This is a genomic window from Massilia sp. 05N420, from assembly GCF_056397205.1.
This window is the reverse complement of sequence record NZ_JBFTMX010000013.1, coordinates 83131-102727: the sequence shown is the minus strand read 5'-3', so window position 1 is coordinate 102727 and position 19597 is coordinate 83131. Positions and strand designations below refer to the sequence as shown.

The 19597-nt window shown below is 65.4% G+C and carries 17 protein-coding genes and 1 tRNA gene; 11 read left to right on the top strand and 7 right to left on the bottom strand.

Going from position 1 to position 19597, the window contains the following annotated elements; all coding sequences use genetic code 11:
* Nucleotides 1-12 precede the first annotated feature (12 nt).
* From AC1DIX_RS10145 to AC1DIX_RS10125, 5 genes are all read left to right on the top strand, one after another.
* Nucleotides 13-669 carry a DNA-3-methyladenine glycosylase family protein gene (locus AC1DIX_RS10145; protein WP_441933829.1) on the top strand — a complete coding sequence of 219 codons (657 nt, stop codon included), beginning with the start codon at nt 13-15 and terminating at the stop codon, nt 667-669.
* Nucleotides 670-746: 77 nt separating this feature from the next.
* Complete coding sequence (locus AC1DIX_RS10140) at nt 747-1724, top strand: acetyl-CoA carboxylase carboxyltransferase subunit alpha (RefSeq protein WP_441933827.1); 978 nt, start codon at nt 747-749, stop codon at nt 1722-1724.
* A gap of 92 nt (nt 1725-1816) precedes the next feature.
* A complete protein-coding gene (gene tilS, locus AC1DIX_RS10135; RefSeq protein WP_477324070.1) occupies nt 1817-3160 on the top strand; it encodes a tRNA lysidine(34) synthetase TilS in 1344 nt (447 codons plus the stop codon).
* Between the two features lie 148 nt (nt 3161-3308).
* On the top strand, nt 3309-4556 hold the full coding sequence (locus AC1DIX_RS10130; protein ID WP_441933823.1) for an aspartate kinase: 1248 nt from the start codon (nt 3309-3311) through the stop codon (nt 4554-4556).
* A 100-nt stretch (nt 4557-4656) separates the two neighbouring features.
* A tRNA-Ser gene (locus AC1DIX_RS10125) sits at nt 4657-4750 on the top strand.
* A 201-nt stretch (nt 4751-4951) separates the two neighbouring features.
* Here the strand turns inward: AC1DIX_RS10125 and AC1DIX_RS10120 are convergent.
* The 5 genes from AC1DIX_RS10120 to AC1DIX_RS10100 all read right to left on the bottom strand — a co-directional run bounded on the left by AC1DIX_RS10120 (nt 4952) and on the right by AC1DIX_RS10100 (nt 7866).
* Nucleotides 4952-5254 (bottom strand): putative quinol monooxygenase, encoded by a 303-nt coding sequence (locus tag AC1DIX_RS10120; RefSeq protein ID WP_477324036.1) that lies wholly within the window; start codon nt 5252-5254, stop codon nt 4952-4954.
* Between the two features lie 381 nt (nt 5255-5635).
* Nucleotides 5636-6790 (bottom strand): low temperature requirement protein A, encoded by a 1155-nt coding sequence (locus tag AC1DIX_RS10115; RefSeq protein ID WP_477324034.1) that lies wholly within the window; start codon nt 6788-6790, stop codon nt 5636-5638.
* A gap of 49 nt (nt 6791-6839) precedes the next feature.
* Nucleotides 6840-7091, bottom strand: coding sequence for a hypothetical protein (locus AC1DIX_RS10110; RefSeq protein ID WP_477324032.1), 252 nt, complete (start codon nt 7089-7091; stop codon nt 6840-6842).
* Between the two features lie 31 nt (nt 7092-7122).
* Nucleotides 7123-7476 (bottom strand): FAD binding domain-containing protein, encoded by a 354-nt coding sequence (locus AC1DIX_RS10105; protein WP_477324030.1) that lies wholly within the window; start codon nt 7474-7476, stop codon nt 7123-7125.
* A gap of 12 nt (nt 7477-7488) precedes the next feature.
* Nucleotides 7489-7866: a (2Fe-2S)-binding protein gene (locus AC1DIX_RS10100; RefSeq protein ID WP_477324028.1), complete on the bottom strand. Its 378-nt coding sequence runs from the start codon at nt 7864-7866 to the stop codon at nt 7489-7491.
* On the opposite strand from AC1DIX_RS10100, the gene AC1DIX_RS10095 reads away from it, so the two are divergent.
* Both AC1DIX_RS10095 and AC1DIX_RS10090 read left to right on the top strand, forming a co-directional pair.
* On the top strand, nt 7856-8392 hold the full coding sequence (locus tag AC1DIX_RS10095; RefSeq protein ID WP_477324026.1) for a DUF5335 domain-containing protein: 537 nt from the start codon (nt 7856-7858) through the stop codon (nt 8390-8392). The genes AC1DIX_RS10100 and AC1DIX_RS10095 overlap by 11 nt on opposite strands.
* A gap of 196 nt (nt 8393-8588) precedes the next feature.
* Nucleotides 8589-9383, top strand: a complete 795-nt coding sequence (locus AC1DIX_RS10090) for a hypothetical protein (RefSeq protein WP_477324024.1) — start codon at nt 8589-8591, stop codon at nt 9381-9383.
* 23 nt (nt 9384-9406) lie between these two features.
* Here the strand turns inward: AC1DIX_RS10090 and sbcB are convergent, their stop codons facing one another.
* Complete coding sequence (gene sbcB, locus AC1DIX_RS10085) at nt 9407-11002, bottom strand: exodeoxyribonuclease I (protein ID WP_477324022.1); 1596 nt, start codon at nt 11000-11002, stop codon at nt 9407-9409.
* Nucleotides 11003-11192: 190 nt separating this feature from the next.
* Here sbcB and AC1DIX_RS10080 point away from each other — a divergent pair, with 190 nt between their 5' ends.
* Nucleotides 11193-12782 (top strand): methyl-accepting chemotaxis protein, encoded by a 1590-nt coding sequence (locus tag AC1DIX_RS10080; RefSeq protein WP_477324020.1) that lies wholly within the window; start codon nt 11193-11195, stop codon nt 12780-12782.
* On the opposite strand, the gene nhaA is transcribed toward AC1DIX_RS10080, so the two are convergent.
* Entirely contained in the window at nt 12721-13902 is a 1182-nt protein-coding gene (gene nhaA / locus AC1DIX_RS10075) for a Na+/H+ antiporter NhaA (protein ID WP_477324018.1), read from the bottom strand. The two genes, AC1DIX_RS10080 and nhaA, sit on opposite strands and share 62 nt — an antisense overlap.
* Before the next feature lie 182 nt (nt 13903-14084).
* Here nhaA and AC1DIX_RS10070 point away from each other — a divergent pair, with 182 nt between their 5' ends.
* The 3 genes from AC1DIX_RS10070 (at nt 14085) to AC1DIX_RS10060 (ending at nt 19597) form a co-directional block, all read left to right on the top strand.
* Entirely contained in the window at nt 14085-17381 is a 3297-nt protein-coding gene (locus AC1DIX_RS10070) for an nSTAND1 domain-containing NTPase (protein ID WP_477324016.1), read from the top strand.
* Nucleotides 17378-17779 carry a hypothetical protein gene (locus AC1DIX_RS10065; RefSeq protein ID WP_477324014.1) on the top strand — a complete coding sequence of 134 codons (402 nt, stop codon included), beginning with the start codon at nt 17378-17380 and terminating at the stop codon, nt 17777-17779. The genes AC1DIX_RS10070 and AC1DIX_RS10065 overlap by 4 nt, the downstream gene beginning before the upstream one ends.
* A gap of 171 nt (nt 17780-17950) precedes the next feature.
* Nucleotides 17951-19597: a hypothetical protein gene (locus AC1DIX_RS10060; protein WP_477324012.1), complete on the top strand. Its 1647-nt coding sequence runs from the start codon at nt 17951-17953 to the stop codon at nt 19595-19597.

Genomic DNA, 19597 nt, shown 5'->3' with positions numbered 1-19597 from the left:
GCACGATCCGGAATGGCACTTTCCAAGGACCTCATGGGCTCGGCATCGACATTGCCCGACGTCCCGCCTTACTGGGCGGAGGCGAAGGCCGAGCTCATGCAGCGGGACCGCATCATGAACAAGCTGATCCCGCAGTTCGGCGACATGCACCTGCGCGGCCATCCGGACCCGTTCACGACCCTGGCCCGCTCGATCGTCGGCCAGCAGGTCACGGTCAAGGCGGCGGAAGGCGCCTGGCTCAAGCTGCGCGAACTGTGTCCGAAGATGACGCCCGCCCAGGTGATCAAGGCCGGCTTTGATCCCTTGTCCGCCTGCGGACTCTCGAAACGCAAGACCGAATATATCCTCGACCTGGCCGACCATTTCAAGGCCAAGCGGGTCCATGCCGACCTGTGGTCGCAGATGGATGACGAGGCGGTGATCGCCGAGCTGGTCCGTATCCGCGGCATCACCCGCTGGACAGCGGAGATGTTTTTGATATTTAATCTGCTCAGGCCGAACGTCCTCCCGCTCGACGACGCCGGCCTGATCCAGGGCATCAGCCAGAATTATTTTTCGGGCGAACCCGTATCGCGCAGCGATGCGCGCGAAGTGGCGGCCAACTGGGAACCCTGGCGGACCGTTGCCACTTGGTATTTATGGCGCAGTTTGGACCCGATTTCCGGATAATTTCCGGTTAGAATAGCGCCCTTGCCGCCGCAGCACCGGTCGATCCCGGTCGCGGCCACGAACAACCCGGAGGTACAATGAGTAAAACAACTTTCCTCAGTTTTGAACAGCCGATCGCCGAGCTCGATTCCAAAATTGAAGAGCTGCGTTTCGTGCAGGACGATTCGGCTGTCGACATCTCGGAAGAGATCGACCGCCTGGCCAAGAAGAGCCAGCAACTGACGAAAGACATCTACGCCAAGCTGACGCCATGGCAGGTTTCCCAGATCGCGCGCCACCCGCAACGTCCGTATACGATGGACTACGTGAACGCGATCTTCACCGATTTCCATGAGCTGCACGGCGACCGTACCTTCGCGGACGACCAGTCCATCATCGGCGGCCTGGCCCGTTTCAACGGCCAGGCCTGCATGGTGATCGGCCACCAGAAGGGCCGCGACACCAAGGAACGCGCGATGCGCAACTTCGGCATGCCGCGTCCGGAAGGCTATCGCAAGGCGATGCGCCTGATGAAGCTGGCCGAGAAATTCAACCTGCCGATCTTCACCTTCGTCGACACGCCGGGCGCCTTCCCGGGCATCGACGCCGAAGAGCGCGGCCAGTCCGAAGCGATCGGCCATAACCTGTACGTCATGGCCGAGCTGAAAGTGCCGCTGATCGCCACCATCATCGGCGAAGGCGGTTCGGGCGGCGCGCTGGCGATCGCCGTCGGCGACGCCGTGCTGATGCTGCAGTACGCGACCTATTCGGTGATCTCGCCGGAAGGCTGCGCCTCGATCCTGTGGAAGACCTCGGAGCGCGCGGCCGACGCCGCCGACGCCCTCGGTCTGACCGCCCACCGCCTGAAGGCCATCGGCCTGATCGACAAGATCGTCAGCGAACCGCTGGGCGGCGCCCATCGCGACCCGGCCGCCATGGCCCAGGGCCTGAAGCGCGCGCTGGCCGACACCCTGCGCCAGTTCCAGGGCATGAAGACCAAGGATCTGCTGGAAGCCCGTCACGCGAAGCTGATGGCTTACGGTAAATTCAAGGAAACCCTGCCGCGCGAAGAGTGAGCTCCCGTAAGAACGGACCGGATGACGACGCCGGTCCGGCCGCCCTTGCCGCGGCATCCTTTGCGCAGGCTTTCGCTCAGTTACGCGATGAGCTGCGTGCAGAACATTCCCCATCCTCCATCGCGGTCGCCCTCAGCGGCGGCCTCGATTCCATGGTCCTGCTGCATCTGGCGCACCAAGCCGCCAGTGCCGCCGGCCTGCCGCTGTTCGCCTTCCATGTCCACCACGGCCTGAGTCCGAACGCCGATGCCTGGCGCGCGCATTGCGCGGACGCGGCGGCAGCGCTGGGCGTGCCTTTCGACCATCGCGACGTCATGGTAGAGAAGGGCAGGAGCGGGCTGGAAGCAGCGGCCCGCAAACGGCGCTACGCGGCGCTGGGCGAGATGTGCCGCGCCCATGGCGTCGACCTGCTGCTGACCGCCCACCATCTCGACGACCAGGCCGAGACCGTGCTGCTGCAATTGATGCGCGGCTCCGGGCCGGCCGGCCTGTCCGGCATGGATGCATCCAACCGCGCACCAGGCCTGCTCGGCGACGAGCGGCTGGTGATGGCGCGTCCGCTGCTGGCGGTGGCGCGCGCCGAACTGGAAGCGTTTGCCGCGGCGCAGCAGATCGCCTGGGTCGAGGACGAATCCAACAGCGATCCGCGCTACGCCCGCAACGCGCTGCGCCACCAGGTGATGCCGGTGCTGGCCCAGGCCTTCCCGGGCTTCCAGCGCCGCATCGCCCGCAGCGGCGCCCATGCGCAGTCCGCCCAGCGCCTGCTGGACGAGCTGGCCGGGCAGGACCTGGCGGCCTGCCTGGTGGGCGAGGGCCTCGACCTGGCGCGCCTGCGCAACTTCAGCCGCGACCGCGTCAACAACCTGCTGCGCCACTGGTTCTCGGTGCGCCGCCTGGGCATGCCCTCGACCGCCTGGCTGGAGCAGATGGTGGGGCAGCTGCTGTCGGCGCGCGAGGATGCCCAACCGCTGGTGTCGCATCCGGAAGTCGATGCGCGCCGCTACCGCGACCGTCTCTACCTGGTGCCGAAGCAGAAGGATCTGGCCGGCCTGCGCGATCCCGACGACGAAGGCATCATCGTCAAGCATGCCCAGGCCTTCCGCTGGAACGGCGAGCCCAGCATCGCCTTCCCGGACTACGGCGGGGTGCTGCATTTCGATGTGGCCGATACCGGGCTCCAGCCGGACTGGCTGCGCGGCCGCCCGCTGGAGATCGACTTCCGCAAGGGCGGCGAGCGCCTGAAGCTGGCGCCGAACCGTCCGACCCGCGGCCTGAAGCAACTGTTCCAGGCGGCCAATGTGCCGGTGTGGGAGCGTTCGCGCCTGCCGATCGTCAGCACCGGCTTCGACCTGCTGTTCGCCGCCGGGCTGGGGATGGATTGCCGGCACGTCGAACAAGGGGAAGGGCGCATCGCCCTGCGCTGGCAAGCCCTGTGAAGGTGGCCGGAAAGCGCTAATATGCACTTTTTGCATTACCTTATTCCAATAAGGTATAGATTTCGCATTACCACGTATTGTGATTCTGCACCGCAGCATGTAGAGTTTAAGACCCCTTCTATTTTTACAAGCGGAAATCCCCACTGTCATGGCTTTAATAGTCCACAAATACGGCGGCACGTCGATGGGATCGACGGACCGCATCAAGAACGTCGCTGCGCGCGTCGCCAAATGGCACGACGCCGGCCACCAGATCGTCGTCGTCCCCTCCGCCATGTCGGGCGAAACCAATCGCCTGATCGGCCTGGCAAAAGAGATCATGGCGCAGCCGGATCCGCGCGAGCTGGACATGATCGCCTCGACCGGCGAGCAAGTGTCCGTCGGCCTGCTGGCGATGGCACTGCTGGCACGCGGCAAGGATGCGGTCTCGTACACCGGCTGGCAGGTGGGCATCAAGACCGACTCCGCCTTCACCAAGGCGCGCATCCAGTCGATCGACGATTCGCGCGTGCGCGGCGACCTCGAGGCCGGCAAGATCGTGATCATCACCGGCTTCCAGGGTGTGGACGACGAAGGCAATATCTCGACCCTGGGCCGCGGCGGCTCGGACACCTCGGCGGTGGCGATCGCGGCCGCGATGAAGGCCGACGAGTGCCTGATCTACACCGACGTCGACGGCGTCTACACCACCGACCCGCGCGTGGTGGACGAGGCGCGCCGCCTGCACAAGATCACCTTCGAGGAGATGCTGGAACTGGCCTCGCTGGGCTCGAAAGTGCTGCAGACCCGCTCCGTGGAATTCGCCGGCAACTACCGCGTCCCGACCCGCGTGCTGTCGTCGCTGACCGATCCCCTGATGCCGCTCGAAGAAGAAGCCATCTCGGGCACCCTGATTTCGTTTGAGGAAGAAAACAACATGGAACAAGCCGTCATCTCCGGCATCGCCTTCCACCGCGATGAAGCCAAAATCACCGTCCTGGGCGTCCCGGACAAGCCGGGCGTCGCTTACCACATCCTCGGACCCGTCTCGGACGCGAACATCGAGGTCGACATGATCATACAGAACGTGTCGGTAGACGGTAAAACGGACTTCACCTTCACGGTCTCGCGCAACGACTACCAGCGCGCCCTGGGCGTCCTTGAAGCGAACAAGGAAGAACTGGGCTTCACCCGCCTGCTGGGCGATGCGAAAGTGTCGAAGGTCTCGGCGGTCGGCGTCGGCATGCGCAGCCACGTCGGCGTCGCCTCGCAGATGTTCCGCACCCTGGCGGAAGAGGGCATCAACATCATGATGATCTCGACCTCCGAGATCAAGATTTCGGTCCTGATCGACGAAAAATACATGGAGCTGGCGGTACGCGCCCTGCATAAAGCGTTTGACTTGGAGAAAGCTTAACTTTTTCAAAAAAATTGGCCGTGCTTCCTTGACCAAATGAAGTGTGGCCATTAATATGCGTGCACTCAGCGACAACGAGCAACACTGTTAAGAGCTGACTGGAGGCGTGGCCGAGTGGCCGAAGGCACTTCCCTGCTAAGGAAGCATACGGGCTTAAACCTGTATCGTGGGTTCGAATCCCACCGCCTCCGCCAGGAACATCTGTTTTAGGGAAACCTTTAACATTCAGAGAACCCGCAAGTACTATGAGGCTTGCGGGTTTTTTGTTTTCTGAGCGTCAAGACCCCGGAGCAGTCCTTGCCGGTTCCAGAAAGCGGTTGTTCAACGCCCGCGTTAAGCTGTAGCTCGCTGGGGCCTCCAGCGAGCCGCCGGTTTGAGCGACTTGTCGGGCCTGCTCAGCCCGGCAGCTTTGCCGCAAGAACGTCAACCTTTTCGATTGACGGCGGCTTGGCAAATAACTCACCCGCTTTTTCCATGAGCGCGGCTGCGACTTTGCCGGAAAGATGAGCTTGCCGCCCGGCCTCATCTGGAAACGCGTCAAAGATGCCGAAGGTCGATGGCCCTAGGCGGATGCCGAACCAAGCTGTAGTAGCTGGCTCTGCCTGAACGAGGGGAAGACCACTTAACAGAAAGCTCTCTACGTCTTTCTCCTTACCCGGCTTGACTTCCAGACGAACGAATAACGCGAGTTTGACCATGACAATATCTCCCGTTGTTAAACAGAGCTCACTCACTCATTTTCCAGCGAGCCCAATGCAATGATGACCGGACCGCCGCCACTTGCGGCGAAGCCGTCTTCTTCACGTGGCCGAAAGCAGTCTACCAGCGAAGGACCGATACCGACCCGAAGCGCTTCGGGTCAATCAGATGTTTGATAACGCGCGGATCATTCCGAGCTATCGGACAGCTTGCAGGTAGAGGACTGTGGAATGGCCGGGACATTTGCATTCACGGTACTGTATGTCCTTACTGCGATCTGCCAAGATCGGCGCCCGACGGCAACGATTGCTTCCTGACAAGAAGTGCTGCCACCACATGCCTTGGATTTGCGACGCCGGCGATCGCCTGTCGTGCTTCCCCTACCTGGAGGACCGGGCGTCGCCGCGCATACGAGGGTGAGGCGCGTGGGAGAGGGTCAGGTATTTGAGGCTGAGGAAGGCGTAACAGATCACTGCGCAGGTCAGGCCGAGCAGGACGTAGCCGGTTCCAGGCAATAGCAGGGCAAACCCGGACAACACGAAGACGACCAAGGTGTTGACGACCAGCTGGGGACGCAGCTCGGGCCGCTCCATGAAATAGGCATACTGCTTGCCGATGAAAAAGCAGACGGCGCCGATGACCGACAGTACCCGGAAATCGGATAGCGCCATATCGTCGAGGATCGCGTGGCGGATCAGGCTGGCCAGGATCGACAGGCCGATGAAGACGAAAAAGTGCGAGTACAGGACCGAATGGCCGGTCGTGAGCTTTTGCTTGGTCAGCAGGTGAAAACTGTCGAAATAGACCCACCAGATACTCGATATCATCACGAAGCCGGTGGCTGCGCTCAGCAGTCTCTCCGCAGTCCAGCTGATGTTGGCGAGCCCGATGGACAGGCTGCTGACGGACTCTCCCAGTATGATGATCGTGAGCAGGCCCACCCGCTCGATCAGGTGTTCGGTATGTACCGGGATGACCTGGAGCCGGCGCTGCAGAAAAAAGATGAACGCAAGCAGATCGAACAGTATTCCAAGGTAAAACACGACATATTGCCGAGGCGCCGGAAACAGGATCGACGCGAGGCTGATGGTGGTGCCGGCGACGATCACCCAGCTGACTGCCCTTGTCAGTTCCACGCTTTCCTTGTGCCGGTGTTGCGACACGAAATACATCGCCGCAATGATGTATTTCGAACCGGCGTAGCAGATGATGATGGCCTCGACGCTGAACAGGAATCGTTGTCCGATCAAGCCTGAAATGACGATCAGCAGGAACATGATGAGCAGGGTCGCCAGCCGATGCTTCCGGTCATCCGTGTCGAACCGGTTGGCATACATCGTGTGGCTGGCCCAGATCCACCACAGGGGTATGAAAATCAGAACGAATTTCCAGAACTGGAGCGGGTCGAGGTGACCCTCGTGCGTGTGGCTCAGGAGATGCGTTACGTCATCGATCGTCACCACAAAGATCAGGTCGAAAAAGCACTCGAGCCAGGTTGAATGGCGGTTGGGATCGAAATACTTTGTATTGTGCATAACGCCTCGGGGTCGAACCTGCGCCTGGTGCGCCATCCAGACTCTGCGCCTACCCAGGCAGCTTGTCCACCGTAACCGGCTGCGAGCGCACCCGCTTGCCGGTGGCGTGATGAATTGCGTTGGCCACCGCCGCAGCCGTGCCGACCACCCCGATCTCGCCCACGCCCTTGACGCCTGGCGGTGGCACTTCCGTGCCATGTTCATTCACAAGAATCACTTCGATCTCCGGGATGTCCGCATTCACCGGGATGTGGTAATCGGTAAAGTTGTGGGTCATGAAGCGGCCGAACCGGTGTTCCATCAATCCTTGCCGCTGACACGCGCCGGATCGGTCAGCGACACACGGCGTGCGGGTCGGTTCCGACCATCATGTGGCCGTCGCCAAACACGAGGTCGTCGAGCGAAGCGGCCCCGGGCGCGTGTTTGTTGCACGGGGGGCCGTGTCGTAGAAATAACAGCACCGGATAGCGGGCCCGCACGACCGAATGGCCGGCCGTTTCCGAATTCGTCGCCAGCGCCCCGAGCCGCAGGCCGCTGGCGGCCAGTTCCTCGATCGCGTGCAGCGGCAGGCGGTTCACGTCGGTCAGCGTACGCGGCCATTCCACGTCTTCCTTCATCGGGTCGACCAGCTTGGTGCAGCCGGCCAGGCTGACGGACGGCCTGCGCCACATCGGTAGCGCGCTCATCGTCGAAACAGTTCATGCGTCCGGCCCTGGATGCTGGCGCAGCACGTTCATCACCGCATCCGTAATGTTGGGATGGGCCCCGCAGCGGCACAGGTTGCCGCTCAGGTATTCGCGCACTTCATCGCGCGTGAACGCGACGCCCTCGGCGACCGGGGCCGTGGCCGAGCAGACCTGCCCCGGTGTGCAATACCCGAACTGGAAGTCATGCTCGATGAAGGCACGCTGCAGTGCGCCGAGCCGGCCGGCGGCAGCAAGCCCTTCGATGGTGGTGATGTGGGCGCCGTCCGCGCTCACGGCCAGCTTCAGGCAACTGTTTCCATCCTTGCTCGTTCGCGTGTCTTCTGCCGCGAAGCCACCGGCGGCGCAGCGTGATGCGTCATTGATTTTCAACGGTGTCAGGCTAAGCTTTCATAAGTGGGCGCCGCAATATTCGCACAGCGAATTCAAGGGCCGGCACGCGGTCCAAGCAAGACCGCTTGCCTGCTGCGACGCAGATGTGCGGTTTTGCGGGCGTGCCGGGCAGGCGCTGCCGGCGTTTCGAGAACATCAAGACACGGAGGTAGACCTGATGGCTACAGTCAAGCTCGACAAAGAGGCGTGGCACACCTACTTTGACCGAATTTCGAAGATGGTGTTAGGTAAGCAGGCCGAGATCGAGGTCGCGTCGCTGAACCTTGGCGACCAGATCCAAGCCGAGTGGGTGCCGCTGCTGGGTATTACCTACGATCCCAAAAACGATCTGGTGGAGGTGCTGCTTGAGGGGCTCGACCACCTTATCCGGCACCCGCGCCACATCTACGTGGACCATGGGCCAGCCGGATTGACGAGCATGGAGGTAATCGACACCGATGACGTGCGGCAGATTATCCGACTGCGTGATCCGATCATGCTGCCTTACTCTGCGCCTCCGGGGTAAGGTCCTGGAAGACATGTTGACTGTTAAGCGGACGGCCAGGCGAGGCGATACCTAAGGCTTTCGGCGCATGTTCGCGCCAGATCGGCTGACGTTCGGTGTGTAGCAGGAAAGGCGAGCAGGGCGTGCGCAGCTGTGCCGTGTGCCCAATCGAGAGAATGATTTGTAATATTCAATCAATTCTCGAAAACGCGCCGCCATGACACCGAAACCAAAACGGGCCAAGGCCTCAACATCCCAACTGGACCTGCCCTTCGTCCAGCCGGACACCCTGCGCAACCTGGGCTATTACCTCGGCATCTGCAAGGCCTTCGCCGCCTACCACAAGCGCTGGCCCATCCCCGGGTCCACCCGCGAGGAATTCCGCGCCGCGCGCGTGCCGGAGTACGACGGCACGCGGCTCGAGCGCGAGCTGCGTTTTCCCGGCCCGGCACTCGAAACCGACCCCGCCTACCAGGCCCTGCGCGAGCGCTGCCTGGCCGACGATCCCCACGCTGAAGTAAGCATATCGGCGCTGTATCCAGGCTACCGCGAAACCCTGCAGGACGAAGATGTCGCCACACTCTTCGACACCATCACACTGCCAGGCAACGCAGGCCCGGGCGCGGTCCGCTACGCCACCGGACAACCGGCGCATGCCCACGACGAACTGAGCTTGCGCCTCGGCGCGGCAGTGCGCGCGCAGGCGCTTGCCCTTGCCGCACTCGATCCCGACGATCCCATGGTGCGCGCAAAAGCCTTCTCCGTGCGCGTGCGGGCGACGGGCGAGCTGACGAGCTTCATGGAGCGCATCGGCATGCCGCTTCCGCCGCCGCCCGAAGGGCTGGCCGACCATTACCTTCTCGAGGCCGACGACCAGGGGCGCCTCACCATCCGCTACCAGCTGCGGGAGGGCAGCCGCTACGCGGGCCGCTTCGACGTCCAGCGGCTGACCGAACAACTCGCATCGGCCTACGCCGCCAGCCCGGAGCTCGCCCGCCTGCGCAATACCTGAGCGAATGGGCCGGCGCCGTCCGCTTATCGACGTTTCCTGGTCCGGCCCGCGGACGGCGTCGCATCCGCGCCGCCAAACAGGTCGGGCTGGACCGGCGTCGCGGACGGTACGGGCGCGGCGGGCGCCGGCGGAGCAGGGGACGGAAGCTCGGCCGGCCCGGCGGTATCGAAAGGATCGATCTCTGCCGCCAGCCCGTTCGCATACGCCAGCACCTGGTCGAGGATGTCATACTTGGCGGCATCGAGGGGATCCGCCGACTGGCCCAGCCTGCGCCGGCAATCGGCGACTGCGGCCCGGACCATCGAGACCGTGCGGCTGCCGGGATAGCCCGAGATCAGCTTGTCGAAGCGGTGCTCTTCCCACTTGTCCTGCTCCCGCTGGGACAGGAAGGCGGGATAGTGGCGCGCCTTGTAGCGCAGAAAGAGGGCGGTCAGCCTGGGATCGCCGAACTCCGGCCTGACCGACGCCAGGTTGGCCGGGTCCAGGGTCAACAGCTGGTCGAGGGTGCGGCGGTCGTTGCCGATGAAGCCCGCGTACAGGGCCTCTTCGGGATCGCCGTCGAAGGATGGCGGCGTAAACGCCACCTGCAGCAGCCGGGGCAGGTCGACCGCCTGCAGCACCTCCCGCATGTCGGGGACGTTCGCCAGCGCCGCATCGAGATCGATGCCCAGCTCGGCCGCCCGCTCCGGCGACAGGAGATCCAGCTTCCTGAACACGGCCGGCGACTTGTTCGCGGCGATGCAGTGGATGGGCATGCGGCTGAAGCCCTCGGGCTGGTCCTCCTGCCTGGTGAACAGGCGCCTGCGCAGGGTCTCGGCGTCGATGTCGAGCAGCTGGCGCGGATCCCCGGCCAGGTCCCAGGCGATGACTTCGTTCCTGTTGGTGGGGTGGGCCGCGACCGGCATCATGATCCTGACCCCGGCGGTTTCCGGCGAGCCGCGTCCGACATGGAGGAAGGGCGCCTGCCGCTCCGGGTCCATTTCCTGTAGCGCCAGGGCCTTGTCGCGCATCGAGAAGCAATGCGCGTACAGCGCCGGCTGCCGCTGCCGGATCAGCCGTGCGAGCCCGATGGTGGCGCCGACGTCGGACAGCGCATCGTGCGCCAGTTCGTGCGGCAGGCCGTTCGCCTTGCTGAGGCGCGCCAGCTTGAACGACGGCTTGCCCTGGTCGTCGCGCGGCCACTCCAGCGTGTCGGGGCGCAGGGCGTGGACGGCGCGCACCAGCCCGATCAGGTCCCACCTGCCGCATCCATCCTTCCATTCGCGGGCATAGGGATCGATGAGGTTCCGCCAGAACATGAAGCGCGTGATCTCGTCGTCGAAGGCGATCGAGTTGTAGCCGAAAGAAATCGTTCCCGGCATCGTCATCTGGCGGCGGACTTCCGCGACGAACTGCAGTTCCGGGAGGCCCGCTTCCTCGCACAACTGCGGCGTGATGCCGGTGATGACGCAGGCATCGGGGTCGGGCAGCAGGTCCGGATAAGGCTTGCAGTACAGGGTCATCGGCTTGCCGATGAGCTTCAGTTCCATATCGGTGCGCACGCAGGCGAACTGCATCGGCCGGTCACGGCTCGGATCCAGGCCCGTCGTTTCGTAATCGAAGACCAGCAAACTGTTCATTGGGCCTCTCATGGAAGTGGACACCATGCCAACATGATACGCGCGATGCAAAAATGTGAGCATCATGACAAATCCGCGCGTACCGGCAACGGGGCAAGTGTTGCATTTTGTCCCGAACTGCTTCATTGGCGATTTCCACCGGGAAATTTTGAGCTAGCATAAAAGCGATCAGCCCCTCAAGAAAGACCCTATGCTTTCGAATTTCCGTATCGGTTCGCGCCTGGCGATCGGCTTCAGCATCACGATCGCCATCATGTTGCTGATGTCGCTGATCGGCATTAACCGCATCCGTCACACCAGCGCGCTCACCGACCAGATCGTCAAGCAGCGCTATGTGGCGGTTGAGCAGACCAACGTCATGCGCAGCTACGCCAACCGCGGCGCGCAGGCCTTGCGCAATGCCATGCTGGCAACCGACCCGGCGCAATCGGCCAAGTTCTTCGACGCCGTGCTCGATGCCGACCGCATCGGCAGCGAAGCCGCCGGCAAGCTCGGCCAGCTGATGAGTTCGGACGAAGAAAGGAAGCTGCTCGGCGACCAGGGCAGTGCCTTCGCGGCCTTCACCGCCAAGCGCGCACTAGCCATCGAACAGTTCAACAAGGGCGATCGCGCGGCCGCCATCGACTTCCTGTTCGCCACCGTGATCCCGCTGCAAAACGCCTATTTCGGCCGTCTCGACGCCTTGCTCAAGCACGAAACCGAGCGCGTGGACCGGCTGGGCGAGGAGGCCGCCGAAGCCTCGCACGACGCCACAGTTCTCATGCTGGCGCTGCTGGCCCTGGCGACGGTCGTCTCGGCCCTTGCCGGCTACCTGATCACGAAGTCGGTCACCAGGCCGATCGGCGAAGCGGTGGCGCTCGCCGAAACCGTCGCGCAGGGCGACCTGACGATGAGGATCGAGGTCACGCGCGGCGACGAAACCGGACGCCTGATGGAGGCGCTCAAGACCATGGTGGCCAGTCTCACGCATACCGTGAGCGCGGTCCGTTCGAGCACCGACACCATCGCGACGGCTTCGGCGCAGATCGCCGCCGGCAACCTGAACCTGTCCTCGCGAACCGAAGCGCAGGCCGGCAGCCTCGAAGAAACCGCCTCGTCGATGGAAGAATTGACCTCGATCGTCAAGACCAACGCCGACAACGCGCGCCAGGCAAGACAGTTCGTCGTCTCGGCCGCCGACCACGCCAGCCGGGGCGGCGAGATGGTCACCGAGGTGGTCTCAACCATGGGGGCGATCAAGCAAAGCTCGGCCAAGATCGTCGAGATCATCGGCGTGATCGACAGCATCGCCTTCCAGACCAATATCCTCGCGCTCAACGCCGCGGTGGAAGCGGCGCGTGCCGGCGAACAGGGCCGCGGCTTCGCCGTGGTGGCGGCCGAGGTCCGCAACCTGGCGCAGCGCTCGGCCGGCGCGGCCAAGGAGATCAAGGCGCTGATCGAGGACTCGGTCGCCAAGGTCGACGCCGGCGGCCGCCTGGTCGACCAGGCCGGCAGCACGATGAGCGACATCGTCGGCTCGGTTAACAAGGTGGCCGCGCTGATGAACGAATTCGCCGCCGCCAGCGCGGAGCAGAGCACGGGCATCGAGCAGGTCAACATTGCCATCGTCGAGATGGATCAATCCACCCAGCAGAACGCCGCGCTGGTCGAGGAGGCCGCGGCGGCGGCGGCGAGCCTGGAAGAGGAGGCGCATCACCTGTCGGACGCAGTCGGCGTGTTCAAACTGCACGCGGCGTCGTTGGATCGCCTGCCGCCGCGCCGGCCAGCCTTAAGCATGTGAAGCCGGCCACGCCGGAAACCAGCGAGGCGACCAGGATCGCCATCTTCGACCCGTTGACGATGCCGGCCTCGCCCGTGAAGGCGAGATTGGTGATGAAGATCGACATGGTGAAGCCGATCCCGCCCAGCAGGCCGGCGCCGAGCACGTGGCGCCAGGCCAGGCCGGGCGGCAGGCGGCACAGCCCGAGCGACACGGCGGCGAAGCTCGCCAGCACGATCCCGACCGGTTTTCCGGCGCTCAGGCCGAGGACGATGCCCAGGCTGTTGGACGTCATCAGTCCCTGCGCCCAGTCCGCGCCGATCGTCACGCCCGTGTTTGCCAGGGCGAAGAGCGGCAGGATCAGGAAGGCCACCGGCTTGTGCAGCAGGTGTTCGAGCCGGTGCGATGGCGAAGTATCGTCGTCGCTCCTGGCGGAATACGGGATCGCAAAGGCCAGCAGGACGCCGGCGATGGTCGCGTGCACGCCGGACTTCAGCATGCAGAACCACATCAGGACACCGCCCAGCAGATAGGGCGCCAGGGCCATCACGCGCCCCATCCGGTTCAGCAGCACCAGCAGGACGAACACCGCCAGCGCCGCGGCCAGCCAGCCGAGCGAGACTTCCGCCGTATAGAAGAGGGCGATGACGACGATGGCCCCGAGGTCGTCCATGACCGCCAGGGCCGTAAGGAAGATCTTCAGCGGGGCCGGCACGCGGCTGCCCAGCAGGGCCAGCACGCCGAGGGCGAAGGCGATGTCGGTGGCCATCGGGATGCCGAGCCCCGCCTGCGTCGGCGTGCCGTGGTTCAGGCTGAAATGGATGAGCGCCGGGACGACGATCCCGCCGGCCGCCGCCACGATGGGGAGCAGGGCGTTCTTCAGCTCGGACAGTTCGCCGTTGTACAGCTCGCGTTCCAGTTCGAGCCCGATCAGCAGGAAGAACACCGCCATCAAGGCGTCGTTGATCCAGTTTTCCACCGTCAGGCCGGCCAAGGGCCGGTGCCAGAAATGCAGGTATTGCCCGCCCAGCGGCGAGTTCGCAAGCAGGAGGGAGACGAGGGTGCAGAGGATCAGGACGGTGCCGCCGGCTTTTCCGGATGCGGCAAATTCTTGGAAAGTATTCGAGAGGAAGCGGGTCATATGGGCGTGATTTGACCGCGTGGCGGCCCGACCAGCGCGAATCCTGTCGTACCGGGCGGTACGATCACCCAGCCGCTATTATAGCCGGGTGTGGGATGTGCGACGCTGCCTTTCCCATTTTGCATGTCGGGATGATATGATGCTCAGAATCATTATTTTGTTTTTTGCATCTGTCCCCCGTAATGGAATCACAGCAATTTCTCTTTGGCGAATGGGTGGTCGACCCCTCGACCAACAGCATTCACCAATCGGGGGAACGCCGGCAGATGGAGCCGCGGGCCATGGAAGTGCTCGTGGTGCTGTGCAAGGCGGCCGGCAAGATCGTCAGCGCCGATGAGCTGCTGGCGCAATGCTGGCGCACCGACGTCTACGGCGACAATCCCGTCCACAAGATCCTCGCCCAGCTGCGGCGCCTGCTCGGCGACACCGCCAGTGCGCCCAGCTACATCGAAACCGTGCGCAAGCGCGGCTACCGCACCCTGGCCCCGGTCAGCTTCGGCAAATCGGGGCAGGGGAYGGCCGGCAGGTGGGCGGACCGGACCCCGTTCCGCGGGCTGGCCGCCTTCGATGAAACGCATGCCCAGGTCTTCTTCGGCCGCGACGAGGCCATCCGCCGGCTCCTGAAGTCGGTGGAGGCCCAGATCGGGGCGGGGCTGGCGCTGCAACTCGTGCTCGGGCCCAGCGGCTCGGGCAAGTCCTCGCTGGTCCGCGCCGGCCTGTTCCCGGCGCTGGCGCCGGCGCTGCGCGGCGGCGAAGCGGCCCTGCTGTCCACCACCGTCTTCGATCTCGCCGAGCAGGGCGAGCAGAGCCTGCTGGTCGCCCTGGCCGGCGCCATGCTCGACCTGCAGGCCGGCGATGACGGCGTGTTCCCCGGCGACAGCGCGATGTCCCTCGCCAGCCGACTGGAGCGGGACCGCGAAGGCGTGCTGCGCCAGCTGGCGCAAGCCCTGGCCGCGGGGCAGGGCGACTACGGCCAGCTGCGCTTCGGCATCTTCATCGACCACGCCGAGGCCCTGTTCGCGCCGGGCCGCTGTCTTGACGCGGAACGCGACGCGCTGCTGGGGACCATCGAGGCCCTGGCGCGCAGCGGCGCGGCCCTGCTGGTGATCGGCTGCCGCAACGATTTTTATCCGCACATCGCCCGCCACCCGCTGCTGATGGACGGGAAGCCGAATGGCGCCCACTTCGACCTGGCGCCGCCCACCTTCGCCGAGATCGCCCAGATCATCCGGCTGCCGGTGGCCGCCGCCGGGCTCTCCTTCGGTACCGATCCGCAGACCCAGGCGCGCCTGGACGACGTGCTGTGCGAAAGCGCCGCCAGCCCGGACGCCTTGCCGCTTCTGCAGTACTGCCTGCAGGAGCTGTATGCCCTGCGCAGCGACAGCGGCGAGCTGGGTTTCGACGCCTTCCGCCAGCTCGGCGGCGTCGAGGGCGCGATCGCCCAGCGCGCCGAGCAGGTGGTCGCCCGCTTCGACGAGGCGCAAAAGGCCGCGCTGGAGCGCGTCATGTCGCTGGTGGTGGTCATCGCCGCCAACGAGGAGACCGTGACCAGCCGCCGGGCGCGGTGGTCGGCGCTGCGCGGCGAGGCCGAGCGCCGGGTGGTCGACGCCCTGGTCGAATCGCGCCTGTTCGTCAGCGAGCTGCTGGGCGAGGTGCCCGGTTTCGGCATCGCCCACGAAGCCATCCTGCGGCGCTGGCCGCGCATGCGCGAATGGATCGAGGTCCACAAGAGCGCCTTGCTGGAGCATGCGCGGCTGGCCAACCAGACCGCGCGCTGGGTGCGCGAAGGGCGCAGCGCCGAGCTGCTGCTGCCGCGCGGTAAACAGCTGGAAGCGGCGCGGGCGCTGCAGGACTCCGGCCAGTTCGCCCTGAGCCAAGACCAGGCGCAGCTGATCCGCCTGTCGCTGCACCGCGCGCGCAGCGGCGAGCGCCTGCGACTGATTGCCATGGGCAGCATCGTCGTGCTCGCGCTGCTGGCGCTGGCGCTGGGCATCAGCGCCACCGCCTCGCGCAAGCTGGCCGAGCAGCGCCGCCTCGAGGCCGAAGGCCTGATGGGCTATATGCTGGGCGACTTCGCGGACAAGCTGCGCCCTCTCGGCCGCCTCGACCTGCTCGACGGCGTCAGCACCAAGGCCCTCGACTACCTCGGCGCCAGGGGCGAACAGGAGTCGAGCATGACCGCGCTGGCGCAGCGCGCGCAGGCGCTGCAGGTCATCGCCGAAGTGCGCCGCGCGCGCGGCGATTCCAAAGGCGCGGTGCAGGCGCTGGACGCGGGCCAGCGCATTCTCATGGAACAGCATGGCCGCGCGCCGGCGAACGTCGAGGTGCTCAAGAACCTGGGTGTGAATGCGTATTGGCTTGGGCAGGTGGCGAAGGACCGCAGCGACTTCGGCAAGGCTGCCGCGCACTGGCAGGACTATCGCCGCTTCAGCGACGACCTGAACCGCCTCGAGCCAGACAACGTGACGTGGTGGATGGAGCAGTCCTACGCCCGCAACAATCTCGGCTCGCTGGCCGTTTCGGGTGGCGATCCCCAGACCGCGGCGCGTGAATTCGAACAGTCGATCGCCCTCAAGCGCCGTGTGCTCGAGCGCCAGCCGGATGACAGGATGCTGCTGAACGAGCTGGGCGACAGCTATTCCTGGCTGGGCGCCGCCAGGCAGGCGCTCGGTGAACTGAGCGCCTCGGGCGCGCTGTACCAGCAGGAGATGGCGATCGTCCAGCGCTTGCGGGCGGCCGCGCCGGACGAGGCGCGGTGGACCAGGAGCGAGGCCTGGGCGCTCCAGCACCGGGCCGCCAACCGCCTGGCACAGGGTCAGGACGAGGCGGCGCTGCAGGACTACCGGGCCGCCCGCCTGCTGATGGCAGGCCTTGCGAAGGCGGACGAGAAGAACCTCGGCTGGCAGGCCGAAGCCGGTGGGCTGGAACTGCAGGAGCTGGTCATCATGGCGCGCACCGAAGGCAGCGCCCGCGCCGTCGCCGCGATGCGGGACCTGCATGCGCGCATGGCCGGCCTGGCGGCAAGGGATCCGAAAAACGCCACCTGGGCGCGCACGGCGGGCCTGACCCAGGCCTGGCTGGCGGAACTGCTGCTGCAGGACGGCCGGGCCGGGCCCGCACGCGAAGAAATCCAGGCTGCGGTGGCGCGGCTGCGTGAACTCCACGCCGCCAACAAGGCCAACAAGACCCTGGCACAGGCCCTGATCCGGGCCTTGCTGGTGTCGGCCGACGTCGACAATGCCGCGGGCGACGGCGCCGCGGCGCGCACGGCCTGCCGTGGCGTCGTCGACATGCTGGGGCCGGACGCGCCGTCCTCGCGCGACTACTATGTGCTCGAGCCCTGGGTCAGGGCCAACTTCTGTCTCGGCCAGGACGGTCCCGCCGGGCAGGCGGCCGGGCGCCTGAAGAGCTTCGGCTTCGCCGACCGCGGCTATCTGCAATTCCTGTCTTTACAAAGCAAAACGAAAGGGAAGTCATGAAGACGGCTACACCACAACGCAGCGTCACGATCGCGATCTGCGGCCGCAGCGCGGACGACGCCCAGGTCAGGTACAGCTACTGGTCGCCGGTCGACGGCGTCACGCGCACCGCCACGTCGAGGTGCCACCTGGACCAGACGCGCGCGACCAACACGCTGTTCCTGCTGGATTACCAGTCCAGCCTGAACGGCTGGACGATCACCGGCGTCGAGCCGAATCCGGCCGGCGCACCGGCGCTGGAAACCATCCCCGGCCCGGCCGGGCAGTCGGTGATGACGCTGTTCCCGAACCTGCCCGTCGCCGAGACCTTCAAGTTCTTCATCGTGTACACGAACACCCTGACGGGCGCGGTGGTCCGCTTCGATCCGCAGGAAGACAACACCCCGGTCCCGCCGTGATGCACGGACTTTCGATTCTTCCTGCATGAAAAAGCGGGCCGCGCACTGTCGCGGCCCGTTTCTTTTTATTCTTTAAAATCAGAAACTTAACATCCGGAAGGAAACCGGAAGGTAACTACACGGCGATTCCCCTACAGTTCGTCCGCCGTCAATCAAGCAAGGGGAAACAGCATGACATCGACCACCGACCGGCCGCCGCACAGCGGGGACGAGTGCAAGCGCCATCGCCAGGCCTGGAGCCTGAAATCCGCCGAGGGCGGCTGGCCTTACTTCGCTTCCACCGCACTGGTCGCGGTCCCGGGCGGCAACCGGCCGATGGACGAGATCGCGATCGGCAACCAGGTGCTGACCGCCGTCCGCCATGGCGTGGAATGGGAATGGTCGGCCCGCGAAGTGCAGTTCAGTGCCGGTTCACCGCCGAACACCACGGGTATCGGCAACGTGATGTTCTATATCGAGTACGGCGGCCAGCAGCCGGGCGGGCGTCGCCAGGCCATGGTGGCTTCGCCCAACCAGCTGTTCCTGCTGGCCGACGGCGGCATCCTGAAACGCGCGGACCAGCTGGTGCCGGGGACCGACTGCCTGGTCGATCCGCAAGGGCGGGCGGTGCCGGTCGCGCGCATTCACAGCGGCAGCTATTTCGGCGCCGTGCACCATATCGCGACCGTGGTGCCGGACTATGGGGAATTCCTCGGCAGCCTGGACAAGCACTTCATCATCGTCAACGGCGTCGTCTGCGGCGACTTCGCGCTCCAGCGCTACCAGCATGCCGAGTCGATGCAGCCTCACCTGGCGTCCGGCGCCGACCATCCGGCGGTCGGCACCGCGGCCTACCGATCCCGCCACGCCACGGTGTGCCGCTCGGCTTTCGGCGCCGCCGTCGACCTGGACGCCGGTCCGGTCGTGCATCCGGAGTTCGTGCCCGACATCGAGTCGGCCACCGTCATCCCGCCGCGCGCGGCGACGCTGTTCACGCCCAGGCAGGAGGCGCGGCTGCTCGAGCCGGACGTGCCGGCGCGGCCGATGTCGGACGCCACCAACCGCTGGATGGCGGCCTACTACTCGCGTCTTTACGCGACCTTCTGTCCCGGCATCCGCTTTCACGTCGACTGGACCAGCCAGCGTCCGAACGTGTTCGCGTTCACCGAATACGGCCAGAAGACCGTCGTCATTGGCGGTGGACTCCTGCGCCTGGAAGCCCTGTACGACGGCGCGATGGCGGTGGCGCTGGCCTTCGGCGCCGCCTGTCTGGCGGACCAGGGCGGCTCGCGGCCGCTCGATAAACCGCCGGGAACCGGGCGCGCACTGTACGAAGGCATCGCCGTGGTCGCCGGCAGTGCGCTCCAGGGCGGCAACGCCTGGCGCGAGACCATGCAGGCCGGGACGCGCCAGCTGGGCGAACTGGTCGCGGCGCTGATTGGCAAGCAGGACCGGCCGGCCGACGTCGAGTCACTGGAATGCCTGCTGGAGGCGATGCGCGCCGCCGTCGAGGGCGAGGAACTGCCGCGCTGCGTCGGCGGGCCGACGCCCGGCGGCCTGCAGGTGGTGTCGGCCAGCTACGACGGAGCTAGCGGACAGCTGAACATCTCCTTCAGCGACGCGGTGCATCCGCACGGTGCCGGCAATCCGCACAACTACCGCATCCATCCGGCGGCGGCGGTGCGGGCGGTGCAGGTCCATCCGCGGCGCCCGGCGGCGGTCGCCCTCGTGGTCGACCTCGCGCCCGGCGAGTACACGCTCGAGGTGAGCAACGTGCGGGCGGCGGACGGTTCCACGCTCGATCCACTGGCTGCTTCGGCGCCGGTGGAGGCGGGCTGA